Source organism: Rossellomorea sp. H136 (assembly GCF_056838065.1).
Genome location: NZ_CM166371.1, coordinates 4,171,302 through 4,187,349 on the forward strand (window position 1 = coordinate 4,171,302; position 16,048 = coordinate 4,187,349).

General features: G+C 40.9%; 19 protein-coding genes. 8 read left to right on the forward strand and 11 right to left on the reverse strand.

The annotated features are described in order from the left end of the window. Window positions 1–12: 12 nt before the first annotated feature. Window positions 13–522, reverse strand: a complete 510-nt coding sequence (locus tag ACYH0O_RS21230; protein WP_482630215.1) for a DM13 domain-containing protein — start codon at window positions 520–522, stop codon at window positions 13–15. A 163-nt stretch (window positions 523–685) separates the two neighbouring features. Between ACYH0O_RS21230 and ACYH0O_RS21235 the strand changes: the two genes are divergently transcribed. From ACYH0O_RS21235 to ACYH0O_RS21245, 3 genes are all read left to right on the forward strand, one after another. After that, window positions 686–1,768 (forward strand): MBL fold metallo-hydrolase, encoded by a 1,083-nt coding sequence (locus ACYH0O_RS21235; RefSeq protein ID WP_482630216.1) that lies wholly within the window; start codon window positions 686–688, stop codon window positions 1,766–1,768. 58 nt (window positions 1,769–1,826) lie between these two features. Beyond that, window positions 1,827–2,369 carry a DUF6944 family repetitive protein gene (locus ACYH0O_RS21240; protein WP_482630217.1) on the forward strand — a complete coding sequence of 181 codons (543 nt, stop codon included), beginning with the start codon at window positions 1,827–1,829 and terminating at the stop codon, window positions 2,367–2,369. Window positions 2,370–2,553: 184 nt separating this feature from the next. After that, window positions 2,554–2,820 carry a spore coat protein gene (locus tag ACYH0O_RS21245; RefSeq protein ID WP_482630218.1) on the forward strand — a complete coding sequence of 89 codons (267 nt, stop codon included), beginning with the start codon at window positions 2,554–2,556 and terminating at the stop codon, window positions 2,818–2,820. A gap of 120 nt (window positions 2,821–2,940) precedes the next feature. On the opposite strand, the gene ACYH0O_RS21250 is transcribed toward ACYH0O_RS21245, so the two are convergent. Both ACYH0O_RS21250 and ACYH0O_RS21255 read right to left on the reverse strand, forming a co-directional pair. Then, window positions 2,941–3,789 carry a VOC family protein gene (locus tag ACYH0O_RS21250; protein ID WP_482630219.1) on the reverse strand — a complete coding sequence of 283 codons (849 nt, stop codon included), beginning with the start codon at window positions 3,787–3,789 and terminating at the stop codon, window positions 2,941–2,943. Window positions 3,790–3,804: 15 nt separating this feature from the next. Continuing rightward, window positions 3,805–4,206, reverse strand: coding sequence for a DoxX family protein (locus ACYH0O_RS21255; RefSeq protein ID WP_482630220.1), 402 nt, complete (start codon window positions 4,204–4,206; stop codon window positions 3,805–3,807). Window positions 4,207–4,357: 151 nt separating this feature from the next. On the opposite strand from ACYH0O_RS21255, the gene ACYH0O_RS21260 reads away from it, so the two are divergent. Further along, a complete protein-coding gene (locus ACYH0O_RS21260) occupies window positions 4,358–4,672 on the forward strand; it encodes a winged helix-turn-helix transcriptional regulator (RefSeq protein ID WP_482630221.1) in 315 nt (104 codons plus the stop codon). A gap of 7 nt (window positions 4,673–4,679) precedes the next feature. Here the strand turns inward: ACYH0O_RS21260 and ACYH0O_RS21265 are convergent, their stop codons facing one another. Next, complete coding sequence (locus tag ACYH0O_RS21265) at window positions 4,680–5,690, reverse strand: nuclease-related domain-containing protein (protein ID WP_482630222.1); 1,011 nt, start codon at window positions 5,688–5,690, stop codon at window positions 4,680–4,682. Window positions 5,691–5,980: 290 nt separating this feature from the next. Between ACYH0O_RS21265 and ACYH0O_RS21270 the strand changes: the two genes are divergently transcribed. Then, a complete protein-coding gene (locus ACYH0O_RS21270) occupies window positions 5,981–7,183 on the forward strand; it encodes an MFS transporter (protein WP_482630223.1) in 1,203 nt (400 codons plus the stop codon). A 99-nt stretch (window positions 7,184–7,282) separates the two neighbouring features. Here the strand turns inward: ACYH0O_RS21270 and ACYH0O_RS21275 are convergent, their stop codons facing one another. Next, window positions 7,283–7,438, reverse strand: a complete 156-nt coding sequence (locus ACYH0O_RS21275) for a DUF1540 domain-containing protein (protein ID WP_082051198.1) — start codon at window positions 7,436–7,438, stop codon at window positions 7,283–7,285. A 143-nt stretch (window positions 7,439–7,581) separates the two neighbouring features. Between ACYH0O_RS21275 and ACYH0O_RS21280 the strand changes: the two genes are divergently transcribed. Then, window positions 7,582–7,857, forward strand: coding sequence for a hypothetical protein (locus tag ACYH0O_RS21280; RefSeq protein ID WP_482630224.1), 276 nt, complete (start codon window positions 7,582–7,584; stop codon window positions 7,855–7,857). Window positions 7,858–7,899: 42 nt separating this feature from the next. Here ACYH0O_RS21280 and ACYH0O_RS21285 read toward each other — a convergent pair whose 3' ends face one another. The 3 genes from ACYH0O_RS21285 to ACYH0O_RS21295 form a co-directional block, all read right to left on the reverse strand. After that, the gene (locus tag ACYH0O_RS21285; protein WP_482630225.1) at window positions 7,900–8,661 is read right to left on the reverse strand and encodes a PD-(D/E)XK nuclease family protein; all 762 of its coding nucleotides are present in this window, start codon (window positions 8,659–8,661) and stop codon (window positions 7,900–7,902) included. Window positions 8,662–8,678: 17 nt separating this feature from the next. Next, on the reverse strand, window positions 8,679–9,011 hold the full coding sequence (locus ACYH0O_RS21290; protein ID WP_482632636.1) for a flavodoxin domain-containing protein: 333 nt from the start codon (window positions 9,009–9,011) through the stop codon (window positions 8,679–8,681). A 187-nt stretch (window positions 9,012–9,198) separates the two neighbouring features. Next, window positions 9,199–10,404: an MFS transporter gene (locus tag ACYH0O_RS21295; RefSeq protein ID WP_482630226.1), complete on the reverse strand. Its 1,206-nt coding sequence runs from the start codon at window positions 10,402–10,404 to the stop codon at window positions 9,199–9,201. 172 nt (window positions 10,405–10,576) lie between these two features. On the opposite strand from ACYH0O_RS21295, the gene ACYH0O_RS21300 reads away from it, so the two are divergent. Together ACYH0O_RS21300 and ACYH0O_RS21305 are read left to right on the forward strand one after the other, a co-directional pair. Further along, the gene (locus tag ACYH0O_RS21300) at window positions 10,577–11,011 is read left to right on the forward strand and encodes a MarR family winged helix-turn-helix transcriptional regulator (protein WP_482630227.1); all 435 of its coding nucleotides are present in this window, start codon (window positions 10,577–10,579) and stop codon (window positions 11,009–11,011) included. A 12-nt stretch (window positions 11,012–11,023) separates the two neighbouring features. After that, window positions 11,024–11,779 carry a sugar phosphate isomerase/epimerase family protein gene (locus ACYH0O_RS21305; protein ID WP_482630228.1) on the forward strand — a complete coding sequence of 252 codons (756 nt, stop codon included), beginning with the start codon at window positions 11,024–11,026 and terminating at the stop codon, window positions 11,777–11,779. A 39-nt stretch (window positions 11,780–11,818) separates the two neighbouring features. Here the strand turns inward: ACYH0O_RS21305 and ACYH0O_RS21310 are convergent, their stop codons facing one another. The 3 genes from ACYH0O_RS21310 to ACYH0O_RS21320 all read right to left on the reverse strand — a co-directional run bounded on the left by ACYH0O_RS21310 (window position 11,819) and on the right by ACYH0O_RS21320 (window position 16,037). Beyond that, complete coding sequence (locus ACYH0O_RS21310; RefSeq protein ID WP_482630229.1) at window positions 11,819–12,709, reverse strand: TIGR01777 family oxidoreductase; 891 nt, start codon at window positions 12,707–12,709, stop codon at window positions 11,819–11,821. Between the two features lie 230 nt (window positions 12,710–12,939). Then, window positions 12,940–14,169: an aspartate kinase gene (locus ACYH0O_RS21315; RefSeq protein WP_482630230.1), complete on the reverse strand. Its 1,230-nt coding sequence runs from the start codon at window positions 14,167–14,169 to the stop codon at window positions 12,940–12,942. Window positions 14,170–14,216: 47 nt separating this feature from the next. Continuing rightward, window positions 14,217–16,037 carry an IucA/IucC family protein gene (locus ACYH0O_RS21320; protein WP_482630231.1) on the reverse strand — a complete coding sequence of 607 codons (1,821 nt, stop codon included), beginning with the start codon at window positions 16,035–16,037 and terminating at the stop codon, window positions 14,217–14,219. Between the last annotated feature and the right edge of the window lie 11 nt (window positions 16,038–16,048).

The window sequence follows — 16,048 nt, forward strand, 5'->3', positions numbered from 1 at the left end:
CTTTACATTGCCTTACTTACCTAACTCAGCACGACCGAAATCCACATCAAATTGTTTACACCAAATCACAATTGCCATTCCTGATGATACAGAATGACCTCCTGGAATCTCATAATTTTGATTGCCGATGTTCCCCTTTAATTTCCCCAGTGAAATCCCTTCTTTTGTTTCCTGACCTTCTTCCACTAAGTAAACGTAAAGATCGGGTCCATTGGTCACTTCAAAATTTTCCAATCGGATATTTTTCTCTGATATACTCACATTTCCTTTTGCATCGTGATTTTCATCTCCTTGAAAGGTCCCGACTAATTCATTTACTTTCATTGTATCGTTTGTCATTTCTTCTGGCGAAGATGAATCCGTTTCTTTCATAGTATTCTCTTCTTGTTCTTTCATATTTGAGCCAGAAGGCGATGAAACAGGCGCTTCGTTCACCACCTTATCTATTAATAACGGAGAAATCAGCCACCATCCCACTCCCAAAGCTCCTGCTACAGCTATTCCAATCATCCATTTTTTCATTTGATCATCCCTTCACTATGATTAACGATAGTTTAATAAACAAACCTTATGGATTCTTAACGGAAATCTTAAATAATTCTTAAATGTGACACAGCCTTCATTTTGGACAGTCGCAAGCTTATCTGAGATAGTAAAAGATATCGAATGAAAAGGAGCAGAATCCATGCTAATATCTATATTTTTGCTTACCGCTATGATCGTGATTGCCTTCCTGGTTATCCGGTTTTATCCTGCATTTGGTGAGAAGCCTTCCCTTGAACGTGTTCGGTCATCTCCACAGCATTCAAAAGGCTCATTTAAAAATCCCATTCCAACTTCTATGGATACCAGTTTTTCCACGTCTCTTACAATGATTCGGGATCTTATGAAAAGAAATGCCAACCGTAAACCTGATACCGATATTCCAAGTGTCGGATTTCCCTCCTTTGAACATCCTCATTCCGTTACGAATGTAACCTGGTTTGGGCACTCAGCATCGATTATTGAGATTGATGGGAATAGACTACTTCTTGATCCTATGTTTGGTCGAGCTCCATCCCCGTTTCCTTGGATTGGCGGAAAGCGGTATAGCAAAGATCTTCCTTTTCAAATGGATGATCTCCCAACTATTGATGCTGTGATCTTTTCGCATGATCATTACGATCATCTGGATTATGGCACGATTCAAAAGCTTCGAGGCAAAGTGAAGCAGTTTTTCGTTCCCATCGGGGTAGGGAGTCACCTTGAGAGATGGGGAATCCATTCTGATCACATTGTAGAGCTTGATTGGTGGGAAGAGGTTGAGTGGAGTGGACTTACTCTGGCTTGTACCCCGGCACGACATTTTTCCGGCAGAAGCTTACATGATCGTAATGCCACCTTATGGTGTTCATGGTGTATCATCGGGAACTCTTCCAGACTCTTCTTTAGCGGGGATAGTGGATACGGTCCTCATTTCAAAGAAATCGGCAGTGTTTATGGACCATTCGATTTGTCCCTGATGGAATGTGGTCAATATGATCCCAGATGGGCACCGATACATATGTGCCCGGAAGAGACTGTACAAGCCCATCTTGATGTGAAGGGGAAGTGGCTTCTGCCCATTCATTGGGGTGCTTTCACATTATCTTTTCATGAATGGACTGATCCCATTATGAGAGTGACGAAAAGCGGCGCAGAACAAGGGGTTCATGTTGTTACCCCACGAATCGGAGAAACTTTTCCAGTAGAAGGTGATTCCTACCCCTCTTCAATATGGTGGGAATGAACCAACCATCGCCTAGTTGTATACAATATCTAAGAACTTTAAAGTAGGCGATTATACTATGAGCAATGAACAAAAACTCACGTTCGGAGCATGGGTTGCGGCAATCGGAACGGTCCTTGCCGCTATTGGCAGTACCCCTATAAAAAGCATTCCAGAAGATACTCTACAGTCGTTCAATCTCGTAGGAAATGAACTGCAAGCAACGGGAAATGCATTAGAAGCAGATGCAATAGACGATTTCACCCTGACGAAAGCAGGAAATGAAATTCAAGCGATCGGAAACGTCACTGTTATAGCCGGCATACTGATTAATTTTGATGACATAACAAAACAAGAGTTGAATATTAAAGGAAATCTCCTCCAGGCGTTGGGTGGAGGGGCAGCCCTTGCCGATTCATTTAATGAAGAACATACTTTAGAAGAGCTTTATTCGATTTACGGCAATCTCCTTCAGATTATCGGTAACTCCCTACAGGCCATCTCAGATATCCTTGAGTTAAATGAAAGGGACAGCGGGAATATCAATGTGGTGGGAAGCTGGATCCAGGCAATCGGTTCAGTCATTTCTGCATTGGTTCAAACGAAGGAATCTTCCTCCTGAAGTTGTTTTACATACTCGACATGTATGAATGTGAAGCAACCAAGGTTAGTAGCTGCTGTTCATATTAAAAATCAAAGAATTTTCATAAGCCTATTTTCACAAAATCTCTCTAGATGGGTTAATGCCCAGTCCATTTCGAATCGGGGTGAATATTCATAACCTAGATAGAGAGGAGGTTTATGTTTTGAATGATTTTCACACTGTAAGAAATGAAACATTTATCAATTATCATGATGTACGACGCCCAATCGGACGAGTGGGATTTGGCAGGCCTGGCTTTGGTGGGTTTGGAAGACGACCGTTTGGATTTGGATTCAACCCGTTTTTAGGTGGTCTCGCCGGTGGACTGCTTGGAGCTGCATTATTGAGTCCATACTCATATGGATATGGATATGGATACGGATATCCTCCACCTTACTATGGTTATCCTCCTTACCCTTATTATTATTAATAAAATCATACAAAAAAGAGCCAGCGCCACATTCAGTGCGCTTAGGCTCCTTTTTAAGGTATTCCTTAGATTCATTCATCAAGAGGGACGGACCTCAATGTGAGGTCCGTCCCTCTTCTCTTACACGCTTAAATAGATTCGGTTGCCTGATGGGTCTTCGGTTAAAATTTTTCCGTTTTGTTCCTGGATGGATGCTCCAATGGTTTCAAGCTTTCGGATGATGGCGGTGCGTTTTTCTTCGGTTGGAAAGTGTAGGGTGAACCAGTTTAAGCCCACACTGTTTTCAGCTGGTCTCGGAGCTCCTACCCCGTTCCAGGTGTTCAGTCCAATATGATGATGATATCCACCTGTTGAAATGAATAGTGCCTGACTTCCGAATCGACTGACTACATCGAAACCAAGCCCCTTCCCGTAAAATTCCTCTGTTGATTTCAAATCAGAAACATGCAGATGGATATGTCCCATGACCGTATCGGCAGGAAGTCCTTCCCACGGTTGTCCCATTGCCTCATCCAATATCCCCCTTGCGTCTATTGGATCAACGGTCATCTTTACCTGATTGCCATTCCAGGTCCATTCCGATGAAGGACGGTCCCTGTAGATCTCGATTCCATTTCCATCCGGATCAGATAAATACAGAGCTTCACTGACCAGGTGATCAGAAGATCCCAGTTGAATATTCAGCTTTATTAGATGTTCTAATATATTTCCCAGATCTGTTCTATTCGGCAACAACAGGGCAAAATGGTACAATCCTGTCGTTCTAGGCTGCTTAGGTGTAACACTTTCCGGTTGTTCCAGAGATAGTAACGGGTGGATACCATCTGTCGTCAGAGTCGCTCTTTTCTCTGTTCGTTCCAGTACTTTAAATCCGATTACTTCTTGGTAAAAGGAAATAGAGCGCTCTAAGTTTTCAACTTTTATATTAACTTCCCCAACGAATGTATGTGGTTCTGTATGATAATTCATCTTTATTCCTCCGTTTCATTTTAGCTGTGAAAACTTCTGATCTAATGAGAACAATGATTCCTTAGCCACGACAAAATATAAAGAGATCGCAAGCAGTGCCAAATCAAATTCGTACCCGGCCATCTGTCCATTCCCTAAGAAACCTGCAGCTAATTTTACTTTTACGATTGCTCCCAACATGATTAACGCAAATAATCCAGCCACGACACGAGTACCAATCCCTAAAATCATGCCCAATCCACCGACCAGTTCAATGATGGCGACCACATAAGCCGCAAACCCTGGCAGTCCTAAGCTTTGAAAGAAACCGACCGTATTTTCGATTCCCCCCTGGAACTTAGTCAAACCGTGAATGAAGAAGGTCATTCCTAAAAATATTCTTAAAATAAGTGCTCCTATTAAATGATTTTGTAGCATTGTATATGCTTCCTTTCTTTATGTTGTTTCATTAAATATAGTTACTTTATGTAACTAATGATATTTTAATAACTTTGTTTCGTCAAGTAATTAAATTACTAATATGGTGGAAATGTGGTATACTAGTTACAAAGAAGGAGGCATTGACAGAATGAATCATTCAGAAATTTGTCCTAGGTTCGAGAAAGCAATCAGCATCTTAAGTCAACGATGGACAGCACTCATCATTTATCAATTGCTTTCCGGTCCACAACGAAACTGCACCATCAAAGACTCAATCGGCATCAGTGGCAGACTTCTTTCAGAGCGTCTGAAGGACCTTGAAGAAGAAGGCATCGTACATCGAGACGTCTACCCGGAAACACCCGTGCGTATTGAATATTCACTAACTAAAAAAGGGTATTCTTTAGAGCCATTAATGAAAGATATAGAGAAGTGGTCCCAGGAGTGGATTGAGAAGGAATGAAAGCCCGTCAGATTGTTGGCGGGTTTTTTTGTTTCGTTTTATTGGATTGATCTTCATTGAATGATAGGAAGTATTGTGTTCCTTTTTTGGTGCCAGTTGTGGGGAGGTTTAGGGATTGGAGGAGTCTTTTTGCAACATGAGCGGAATTGATTTTTAAAAATTTTCTTAGTTCCGCATTACTTATGGTAGGTCCGATCAAAAGTTCATAGTCCTTAAAGGCTTGGATGTGAGCATTAATATTTTCACTATTACAATTCATACAAAACCATTTCCCATGTTTTCTCACTAACGGCCGATGATTGCAAACTTCACATATGACCCCTTTTAACAGTTCTCCTTCTGTAATGTTATATCGCTCTAAGACAGGGGGATTAGGTTCTTTATGTTGTCTTTTTAATGTACGAATTAATTTTTTCGCATCTTTAGGTGTGACGTTTTCTTGTCGAATAGAATCCTCAATATATTTCACCTTGTCCAATAGAGAATGGCGATGAATGACGATTTTATTAAGGTTTTTGTTATCTGGAGCGGTTTTTATGATTGTACGATCGTTGCTCATGACTATGCAAGAGTATATGGGGATGGCGGGGAGTCCGTTCTTTTTTAACCATTTCAATAGCTGGCTTTCCTGTCTTTTGATTTGAATCGTAGGGTCCGGTAAAGCTGATTCAATACCATCTTTTGTTTGAATAAGTTGATTGAAGATTGGGTCGAAATAAGCAGTGCCAGCAAGGTATTTAACTTCAATATTGAGGATGAATTTAGTTGAGATGAGTAGGGTGTCTATTTGAAAAAAGCTGTCTTTGTGGGGGATTCTGAGATCGTGGAGAATGTAGTATTTTTTGGAGTCTAAAAAGCTCAAAGTGTAATCAATAGCTGTCTCTCCTTTGAATCCAGCCATTCTCTTACCAAGTTCCTCGGATATCATGTGCAGTTTTGGGTGGTTGAGGGGAAGTCGGCGGAGTAAAGCTTGCAAAATGAGGATAATTCGAGGGATGATTCGTTCTTTTTCGATCATTTTATCACTCCAATCGGGTTTTATATTACGTGTATTCTCCTCGGACTACAGAAAATCCTGCTTCTAGATGGTGGATATTAATTTTATCAGCGGAATTTTACTTTTATCAGCGAAATTTCCGATATATCAGCGAAATTCGAGATATATCAGCGAAATCTCAATTTTATCAGCGAACTGCCTTTTCTTCCAGATAACTACATCACTCCCCACCAAAAAAATCATTCCCATTCCCCTCCCGCCATAGTATATTTAGAGAAGCGAAATAAATCGACTGCGAGGGACGGACCTATATGTGGAAAAATAAAAATGTATGGATATTATTGATTGGTGAATTTATAGCTGGTCTCGGATTGTGGTTAGGGATCATCGGTAATCTGGAGTTCATGCAGGAAAAGGTGCCTTCCGATTTTCTAAAATCGGTGATTCTCGCTTCCGGACTGCTTGCGGGTCTTGCTGTTGGACCTTTAGCCGGCAGAATAACGGATCAGGCAAATAAAAAAACGGTGATGCTCATCTCAGGCTTCACAAGGGCATTAAGTGTTATTTTCATGTTGATTGCGATTGATACCGGCTCGGTGTTATGGATGGTATTATTCTTAGTGAGCATTCAAATCTCTGCTGCTTTCTATTTTCCTGCTCTGCAGGCTGCCATTCCGATGGTGGTGAAAGAGAAGGATTTACTACAAATGAATGGGGTTCATATGAATGTTGCCACGCTCTCAAGGATCCTTGGGACTGCGTTAGCAGGCGTCCTATTGGTGATCATATCTTTAACATTGGTATACGTTCTCTCATTAGTAGCGTATCTGGCACTATTTGTGATGACCTGGTTCTTATCAATTGAAAAAACGGCGACAACCTCTCAACAAGGTGAAAAACCACAAGGGGCAAGCTTTAAAGAAGTCTTTCCTGTTATCAAAGGGCTCCCGATCGTATTTATGACTCTTGTGATGACGTTGATTCCTCTCTTGTTTATCGGCGGGTTCAACTTAATGGTCATCAATATCAGCGAGCTTCAGGATAGCTCAGCGATTAAAGGTTGGATCTATACCGCCGAAGGGATTGCCTTTATGACAGGTGCTTTTGCCGTCAAGAAAATGGGTGAAAAAATGTCACCCTATAAAATATTATTCTTTTTTAGCTTTATCATCGGGATTGCGCAAATGATTCTTTATTTTGCAACCAGTCCGATTATGTCAGTACTTGCGTTTACAGTGTTTGGATTTGCAGTGGGATGTTTCTTCCCGACTGCTGCCACGATTTTTCAGACTCGAATACCGAAAGAATTTCACGGCCGTTTCTTCTCGTTCCGTAATATGCTAGACAGACTGATTTTCCAGGTTGTGCTCCTTCTCACAGGATTGCTGCTGGATCTCGTTGGACTCCAAATGATGACGGTTTTATTCGGATTCCTGTCCCTTTTGATGACGGGACTGTTCTATTCAAGATACCGGCAACTCAAAACGACCACATTTTCGGAACAGGCAAGTTGATCAGCTCACTTTTGTGAGCTTTTTTTGTATAAGAATGAGAATTATTATCAATACTATATAAAAAGAAGACAACCACGCCTATGGTTGCCTTCTCTTCCATTACATACCTGGATCGAATGTTTTACAATCTGTTTCTTCACTGTTGTGAGCTTTGTTTCCTTTATGACTGACAACGAAAATCTGGTCGGCAGAGCACTTCTTTCCTTCACGGTTGTATTTGCAGTTGCTTACTTCACATAATACGTCTTGTGCCATTTTCAAACACCTCCCTTATTATCTTTAGAGTGTACTTTTCCACCCTGTTTCATACCTGATTCATGGAGATAAATCATCATATATCTGAAGCTTTCACCATATAATCAAAGAGATATGTTTGATAAGAAGGGAGAATCTTCAGTATGGAGCAAAGGCGTCTGTATCACGTTCAAAATCTTGCATTTGAAATCATGGATCAAATGAATTCTGGTAATGAATTGAAGAGGACAGAACATTTAAAGCATGTGATCGATCATTTATCCCGTGCAATTGGGAGCCTTACAGATCCATCAGGGACTTTCTCTATTGATTATGTTGAAGAAAAAATTGCCACCGCCCATTATATATTGTTTAAAAATGAGAAAAAAGTTGCCCGAATAAATTTTGATAAACAATCAGCATCCGCTTTAATTGAATGAAGAAGAGGACTTACCGAAATACGGTAAGTCCTCTTCTTCTGTTTAATGCTTTTTTTGAAAAAGAAACTCTATCTCATTATTTGCACAAACCTCCACAAAAGGACAGCTCAAACATACTTCCCCATTCGGTTTGGTACTGGATGATAGTGGTGCAGACAGCATATCTTTTAATTTCTCTATGTAATGCAAACCTTTTTTCATTTCTGTCGGTGAAGGGGAATGGACAAATTCTTCTCCATTTAACAAGGAAACGATTCTTATCGACGAAGGAAGTCTTCCAAATGATCTTTCACAGAAAACTACCGTCAAATAATAATACAAGGTAATCATTTCGTGATTTGTATCGACAAGATACTTGGTGACTGTGAACGATTCTTGTTCCCATTCAGCCACTTCAATCGTGAGGGATAAGTGAGTTTCAAGCTCTTCAAAGTATTGTCGAAACTTTTCATTTATAAAAAGAGGTGGTAATGTCCCATAGTTTTGCGTTAAGTCCTGCATTAAGTAATCCGTCACTTTCGCCACCACTAAATAATAATCAATCTTCGAATCAAAGATGTTTGTTTTAATAGAGGAAAGGTGCTTCTCGATGATTTCAAGTGCTTTGATGGGCGTCCTCATTTTGACGGGAAGCATAAAGAAGTCCTTCACCACTTGGTTCACAATGAACTGCATAACTTTTTTCCATTCAACTTTACTTGCTTCTTCATGCTGGATGTAGTGATAGTAAAACTTGTGGGGACAATTGATGAATTCTTTTAGATGTATATCCGATAATGTTTTAATCGAAAGTGAATAGTTCACAAGTGCCTCTCCTTTCTCTAGCCCTCATGTTTACTAAACAAGAGCTCACTAGCAAATGTACGCCCAAATTCTTTGCACGCCTCCACGTCTTCATCCTCTGGGGTTAATTCCACTTCCAAACCATCTTGATTCAAACGGGCTCCTCTTTCTTGCAATTTATCATTTAATAAGTAGTTCTCCATCCCCCAGGTATACGCACCTAACAGGATTCCACCATATTCCTCAAGGACGTGAACATTCGGACAGTCATTTATATCAATTACATCGATTTCAGCTCCGGCTTCCTTCACACCTGTTTCGATAGCCGTCGCCATTTCTTCTGTATTTCCACTCATGCTTGCATAGATCATTACAATTTTATTGGTCATGATAAACCTCCAATACGCTTATACCTAATTGATAATAATTATCATTATCACTATAAGTAAACCATACAAACTTTCCTGCTATTTGTCAATAATTAATTGAAAATTATTCTCAATTAGACTACATAAAAAAAGCATCCCTCTAATGAGAGATGCCTTCTTCCCCATTCATCTACAATTCTAATACCCTCGCCTTCTGAATTTCATCATGATTTACACGGTTGGTTATTACTTTATAAACCACAATCGTGACGAAAATCACTCCACTGCAAATGATATACAATGCAGAAAAGCCAAACTGGGATGAAATGACTCCCAATACAAACGATCCAACGGCAATGCCAAGGTCATAAAAGATAAAGAATGTAGCGGTCGCATGCCCTGTTCTCTTCTTAGGGGCAGCCATAATGGACATGGTTTGAAAACTCGGAAGTAAAGCACCATAGCCAAGTCCGATAAGCGTTCCTGCAACCAATAATAAAAGGACGGAATGAGTGAGACTCAAAAGAATCAAACCGCTGGCAAAAATAATGAGTGACGGATAGATGACAGCATTCGGTCCTGACCTGTCATATAAGCGTCCTGTATAAGGTCGTGATAACAGCATAGCGGCCGCAAAGACGACAAAGAATAAGCTGACGGATTCGAATAGACCGACAGACTTCGCATAGACGGATATAAACGACATGATCCCGGAGTAAGCAAATGATGTTAAAAATCCTACAAGGGAAATCGGAATCGCTTTAACTTCTATTAAATCCTTAAAGGTTAATCGTCCCGACATTTTTGCTTCCACCTCATCGTTCTCCGAATCCTGAATACCGAATGAACAAAGGAATCCGATGACGATGACAAAGGCTAGACCCATAAACAACGTTGAATAAGGGATCCATTGAATAAGTGCTAACGAAATAAACGGTCCAACTACCACGGCTACGTTCATTGACATGGCAAAATAACCAAGCCCTTCCCCTTTCCTGTGGGGAGGGATCATGTCTGCGGCAATCGTAACTAAAACCGTCGTACCAATACTAAACCAAATTCCATGAAAAAAACGAAGCCCCATTAAAAGATAAAAATCATTCACCCAGAAGTAAATGAATGATGAAATCCCGAAAAGCATGACACTTATGATCAGCGTCTTTTTCTTTCCCAACAGTTCAATGATTTTCCCCGAGAAAGGCCTAACAATGATGGCCGAAAGTAAAAAAATCGTTGTAGCGAGACCCGCTTCCCCTTCCGTTCCGTGAAGTTCATCTATCACATAGAGTGGCAGGACGGTTAACAACGAATAGAAAACTAAAAAAATAAAAAAATTATTCACTAATGCCATAAAAAATGGCCGTGTCCATATAGTTGTTTGGTTGGAATGACTCATAAAAAATCTCCTTCGTTTAATTAGTTGCTATACTAATTATATCTATAACATGTATATTTGTAAATATAGTTGTTGTAACAACTATATTGAAATACTTTTATCAAACCTCTCAAATCATTCTGAATTTCATGTATGATAAGGAGAAGAAATTGAATGTAGTAGGTGAAAAATAATGACGATGTCCCGTGATGAATCCATTGGCTTGTATACAAGCCATACTGTAAAGAATATTGTTCGATTCCTTACATTTCATTTGAAGGAATTTGATGTGACACCCGAGCAGTGGACTGTGTTAAAGCGATTAGCGGAGCAGGATGGAATCAGTCAAAAAGAACTGGCCTTTAAATCTGAAAAGGATCAGCCGACCTTAACGAGGATCTTAGACATTTTGGAACGGAAGGAATTGATCTACAAACAGAGAAACCTTGATGATAGAAGATCATTCCTTATTTTCATCACTGAGAAAGGGATGAAAGCGAAGGATGAACTTTCTCCATTTATAGAAGGATTATATGAAGAGACCCTTCTTAAAGGAATTTCTGAGGAGGAATTAGAAGTATATAAAAGCGTTCTATCTAAAATCAATGAGAACATGACAAGAGGATAGGAGTGAGTGAAGATGAAACAAATTCCGATTGCCCTGCAATTGTATACATTGCGAAATGAGTTGGAAAAAGACTTTACAGGAACACTTCAAAAGGTGGCCGAAATAGGCTATGAAGGGGTAGAACTGGCAGGATATGGTGGGCTATCAGCGAAAGAGCTAAAAAAAACACTCGATCAGTTAGAACTGCGGGTCGCTTCCAGTCATATACCGCTAAAGGACCTAAGAAGTGATGTGAGCAAAGTGATTCACGATCAGCACGAGCTTGGGAGCAGCTTTATTGTGTGTCCGTATTTGCTTCCTGAAGAAAGAACTGAGGAACATTATGTGCAATTAGTCGATGACCTTAACTCATTTGGTGAAAGGTGTTTAAAAGAAGGGATTACCCTGTGCTATCACAATCACGAATTCGAATTATCCACACTGTCCAATGGGAAAACAGCACTTGACATGATTCTTTCTGAAACCAATCCCCATTGGGTCAAAGCGGAGTTTGATATTTATTGGCTGACCTATGCTGGTGAAAGTCCGGTTGATTGGCTGAAACGCTACCATGGAAGGACCCCTCTGGTTCATTTAAAAGATATGACGACGGACGGAGAACGATTTTTTGCTGAATTGGGTGCGGGTGGTGTGGACATTGTTTCTGTCTTAGACAATGGCGTACATAATGATGTGGACTGGTGGATTGTTGAACAGGACGAATCCAGGATTCCTCCCTTTGATAGCGTCAGGATGAGTCTTGAATACCTGCGACATAATAAAATCTGAAATCAAAAGGACTTGTTAGCGGACAAGTCCTTTTTTCCATTAGTTAGACAAAATGTGACCGAGTGCCTTTTCCATCGTGTCATATTTAAATTCGTATCCGGCAGTCTCTAATCTTTCCGGAATGACCCACCTACTTTTCAGGACCAATTCTGTTTCGGTTTTGATAAGCATGGCACCTGCTTCGAGCATCCACTTCGGGGTTGGCAGCCCTATCTTTTTGTTCATCACCCTACGTAAGTGTGCCATGAATTCTCGATTCGTGACAGGATCTGGGGAAGAGCAGTTGAACACTCCGCTCAGCTTCTTATTTTCCATAAGAAATAGCATAATGCGAAACACATCTTCTATATGAATCCAGCTAAATCTCTGATTTCCCGATCCCTGTACACCTCCGAGACCAAATCTGACTAAGGTCCTATATGGTGTCATGACTCCGCCACCAGGTCCTAATACAATGGCCATTCGCAAAGCTGCTTGTCTGGTTGCCGGTAAGCGGTATGAGAAGAACGCTTTCTCCCAATCCTTCGCTACCTCAACGGAGAAACCTGTACCGATTTCACCATCATACTCTGTCATTGGCCGGTCTTCTGCATAGCGATAGATCGTTGCCGTACTCGAGTTGATCCATAGGGACGGAGGATTTTTGCACTGTGTAAGGGCATCCCCCAGTGCCTTGGTCGTTTCCGTTCTGGATTTAAAGATTTCTGCTTTATTTTTCTCATTATAACGGCAGTCGACAGATTTCCCTGCGAGGTTTATGAGCAGTTCTGCTTCTTCTAATGATTGAACCATTCCCTCTTGATCTTCCCAGGAAATATGGGGAGACTGCCTAGAAATAATCGTCACTACATAACCCATTTCAAGAAATTGATTCTGAAGATACTGACCGATAAAGCCTGTTCCCCCAGCTATCACGACTTTCTTTCCCACTTGATCAACTCATTTCTCTTATAGAATAATGGAGTTTACATTTTGTGAAATACTTCACATAAATTATACCAAATGTTGTAACTTCTTTAAACCACCTTTTCTCTTTCAGCAAGATTCAACATCTTTTCCCAGGAAGTGATGTTGAATCTTATCGTACCTACGTGAAAAAAGGAGAAGAAATCGGTTATGATAAACTCGATTTTTTCTCCTTTTCACTTATGACCTTTGTTTCACACTGAAGCCTTCATCACGACTTCATAATCCAATCCAAACCCGGTATGCAAACGTTCTGCCGCCAGCTGGACCTGGCTTCTCTCAACGACTGCCGTAACGCTAATAGCAGATTCACCTACTAATTTCACTCTCACGGAATTTTCCAATAAAACTTTGCACATTTCCATTTTTATGGCCGGCTGTGATTTAATATTTTGCCCGATTACCGAGACCTTTGACAAACCTCCTTTTCTTTCAATACGTGAATACTTCCATTTCTCTTTCTCTTTTTCCAAAATCGATAATACCTCTTGATGGTCTTGTTCCTTGACCAATAAGGATATTGAGTCTCTACAGCTTTGTTTATAAACATCGGCCTGAATATGGTGTGAGGCCAGTTCACACATTAATGCTTCTTGGAAACCCTCAATATCACTACAATTAAAGATCTCTAATCTATTGATATCTGCTTCAAATGTGATACCAATCACATGGGGCGATCCATTCTGTTTTGCCTTTCCATAAATCATGGTTCCCTTGCCCTTTTCAAAGCTGGATTTTATATAAAGAGGAATTCCGTATTTTTTCGCGTGTTTAACCGCTCTTGGATGCAACACACCTGCTCCCATTGAGGCTAAATTCTGCATTTCCTCATAGGAAAGGGCAGTGATTTTCGATGCTCTGTGAACAAACCTGGGATCTGAGGTGTATACTCCGTCGACATCCGTATAGATGTCACACCTATCTGCCTTTAACGCGGCCGCAAGAGCAGCTGCCGTGATATCGGATCCTCCTCTTCCCAAAGTGGAAATGTCCCCACCCTCCGTGACTCCTTGGAAACCTGCGACCACCACCACTTGACCATTCTCCAATTCGTTTAGAATGCGACCTGTATCAATGGATTGAATATGAGCATTTCCAAGGATGGAATCCGTTCGGATGCCAGCCTGCCATCCTGTGAAAGAAATGGCCTCCACCCCTTGTTGTTGAAGAGCCATTGTCAGTAAGGAAATCGTTACTTGTTCACCTGTTGACAGTAGCATATCCATCTCTCTCTTACTTGGTTCATTTGTGATGTCACTAACTAACTTTACAAGTGCATCGGTGGTTTTCCCCATTGCAGAAACGACTACAACGACGTCATGACCTTTTTCCTTCTCCTGTATGACTCTGTCTGCCATTCGTTTTATTCTCTCGGTAGAACCAACAGAGGTTCCACCGAATTTCTGCACAACAACTGTACTCAAAGGTGAGCCGCCTTTCTATTTAAAAATTATCGCTATTGATTGGAGGATCAGATTGACCCAACAGTCTGGTTTATTTTATATGCAGCCAAAGCGTTTGTTACTTTTCCGAATTCGGAAGCATGTGGGCGGTCATCGTCATCAGAGTATCCGTAGTCCACCATACGGTTCCGGTTCAGGCATAATTTCGTAAGCTCAGGTTTAAAGAAGTCAAATAGCTTAAAACGTTCTTGTAATTGCGGGAATCGTTCCTGATAGTTGATTATTGAGTCAGCAAGGAGACCCCAGAATGTTTCTTCTTCCATCACTTCATTGTTCTTTAACAGGTTGCTCAAGTATCTCAAGTGACAAATAAAGAGACCTGTGAAGATGAACTGTGTAAGTCCTTCAGGCGGCTCTGTTCGAAGGACCGCTTTAAATTCAGCTGACAGCCCTTGCAGCTCCGGAAAATCCTGATCTGAAATATTGACATCATCAACAAAATCTTTAATCGCTAAACGGTGAGGCTTTGCCTCCTTCAACACGACAATCGTATTTTGTCCATGAGGAGAGAATACCGTTCCGTATTGGTAGAGGTAATGAAGGAGAGGATCCATTACGACTTTGAAAAATTGCTTCATCCATTCTTCTGAGTCCAGACCTGATTGTTCAATTAAACTGACAACATACGGTTTATTGTTATGATCTTCATACAATAAGGCAGCCAGTGTAATCGCTTGTTCGCCGTCTTCTAAATACGTATAGATGCTTTCTCTCCATATGGTTCCAAGCATCTCCAAGTATTGGTAAGGTGCCTGCTTTAATTGTGTATAATAGCGGTGATTTACATTCATACTGGCATTTTCCCCTGGCAGGATGACCCGGCATTCATCTTTTAAAAATGGATCCTTTTCAGCCATTCCTTTAATGAACTCTGTCACCTTAGGAGCAATCACGGTTCGTTCAGATGGCAATCCCCGATAAACAAGGGTGTTCAATATACTCATCGGAAGCTTCACATGATGCTTATCTTTGTTCGTTCGATTCACAAAAGTGCGGATCGACTGCTGAGGAAGGTAGCGGTCTTCTCCTTCTCCTAAAGGAATGATTCGGCCCATGGCCAGTTCCTCGGGGAAATTCTGAATCAGTGTGTTCTTCCATTGCCACTCGTGCACCGGCAAGAAATAGTATTCCGATGGTTCGCTTCCATTTTGTTTGACGATCTCATCAAAACGGATTCGATCTTCCTCACTCAGTTCACCTGCGATCAACGTTTGATAATCCAATCCTTCCACCGATTGAAAAGATGCAAGGTCGTTATGAACAGCAATCCAGGAAAGCTTGACCTCTTTCTGCTGTTCAGGAGCAAAGGCAAGATAATCATCATACCCGAACCCGATTCTCCCTTTGTTATATGTAATCCATGGGTGCCCTGTCATATAACCTTCGAGGGTAGCGTAGTCTTCAAGAATCAGTTCGTCCGATGTTTTGGTTTCTTTTTCAAGAAGATGGGCATCCGCTATTAACGTACTGTTCATTTCCTTGATTAAATGCCCTGCCGTCTCAGATGACATCCCGATGACCCCCTGGAGATCGACCAATAGCTCTATTGCACTATCAGCTTCCTTTCTTCCTCCATTTTCAACGATATATACCGTCATCCATTTCACATCGAAACTATCAAACAATCGTTTTTGTGCGATATAGTGATAGTGCTTGGAATCTGTGACCTGCAGGGAATATTCAATATCCTCTCCTTCTTCTGAGAGGGTTTCTGGTCGGATCATATCTTCATACATATACTCAGACAGCATTTTACCTATCAATTTCTTGTTTACTTTCTTCCAGCTATCACTCTTAAAAACACGTTGAATTTCTTCACTGAATAACATATTATCCCTTC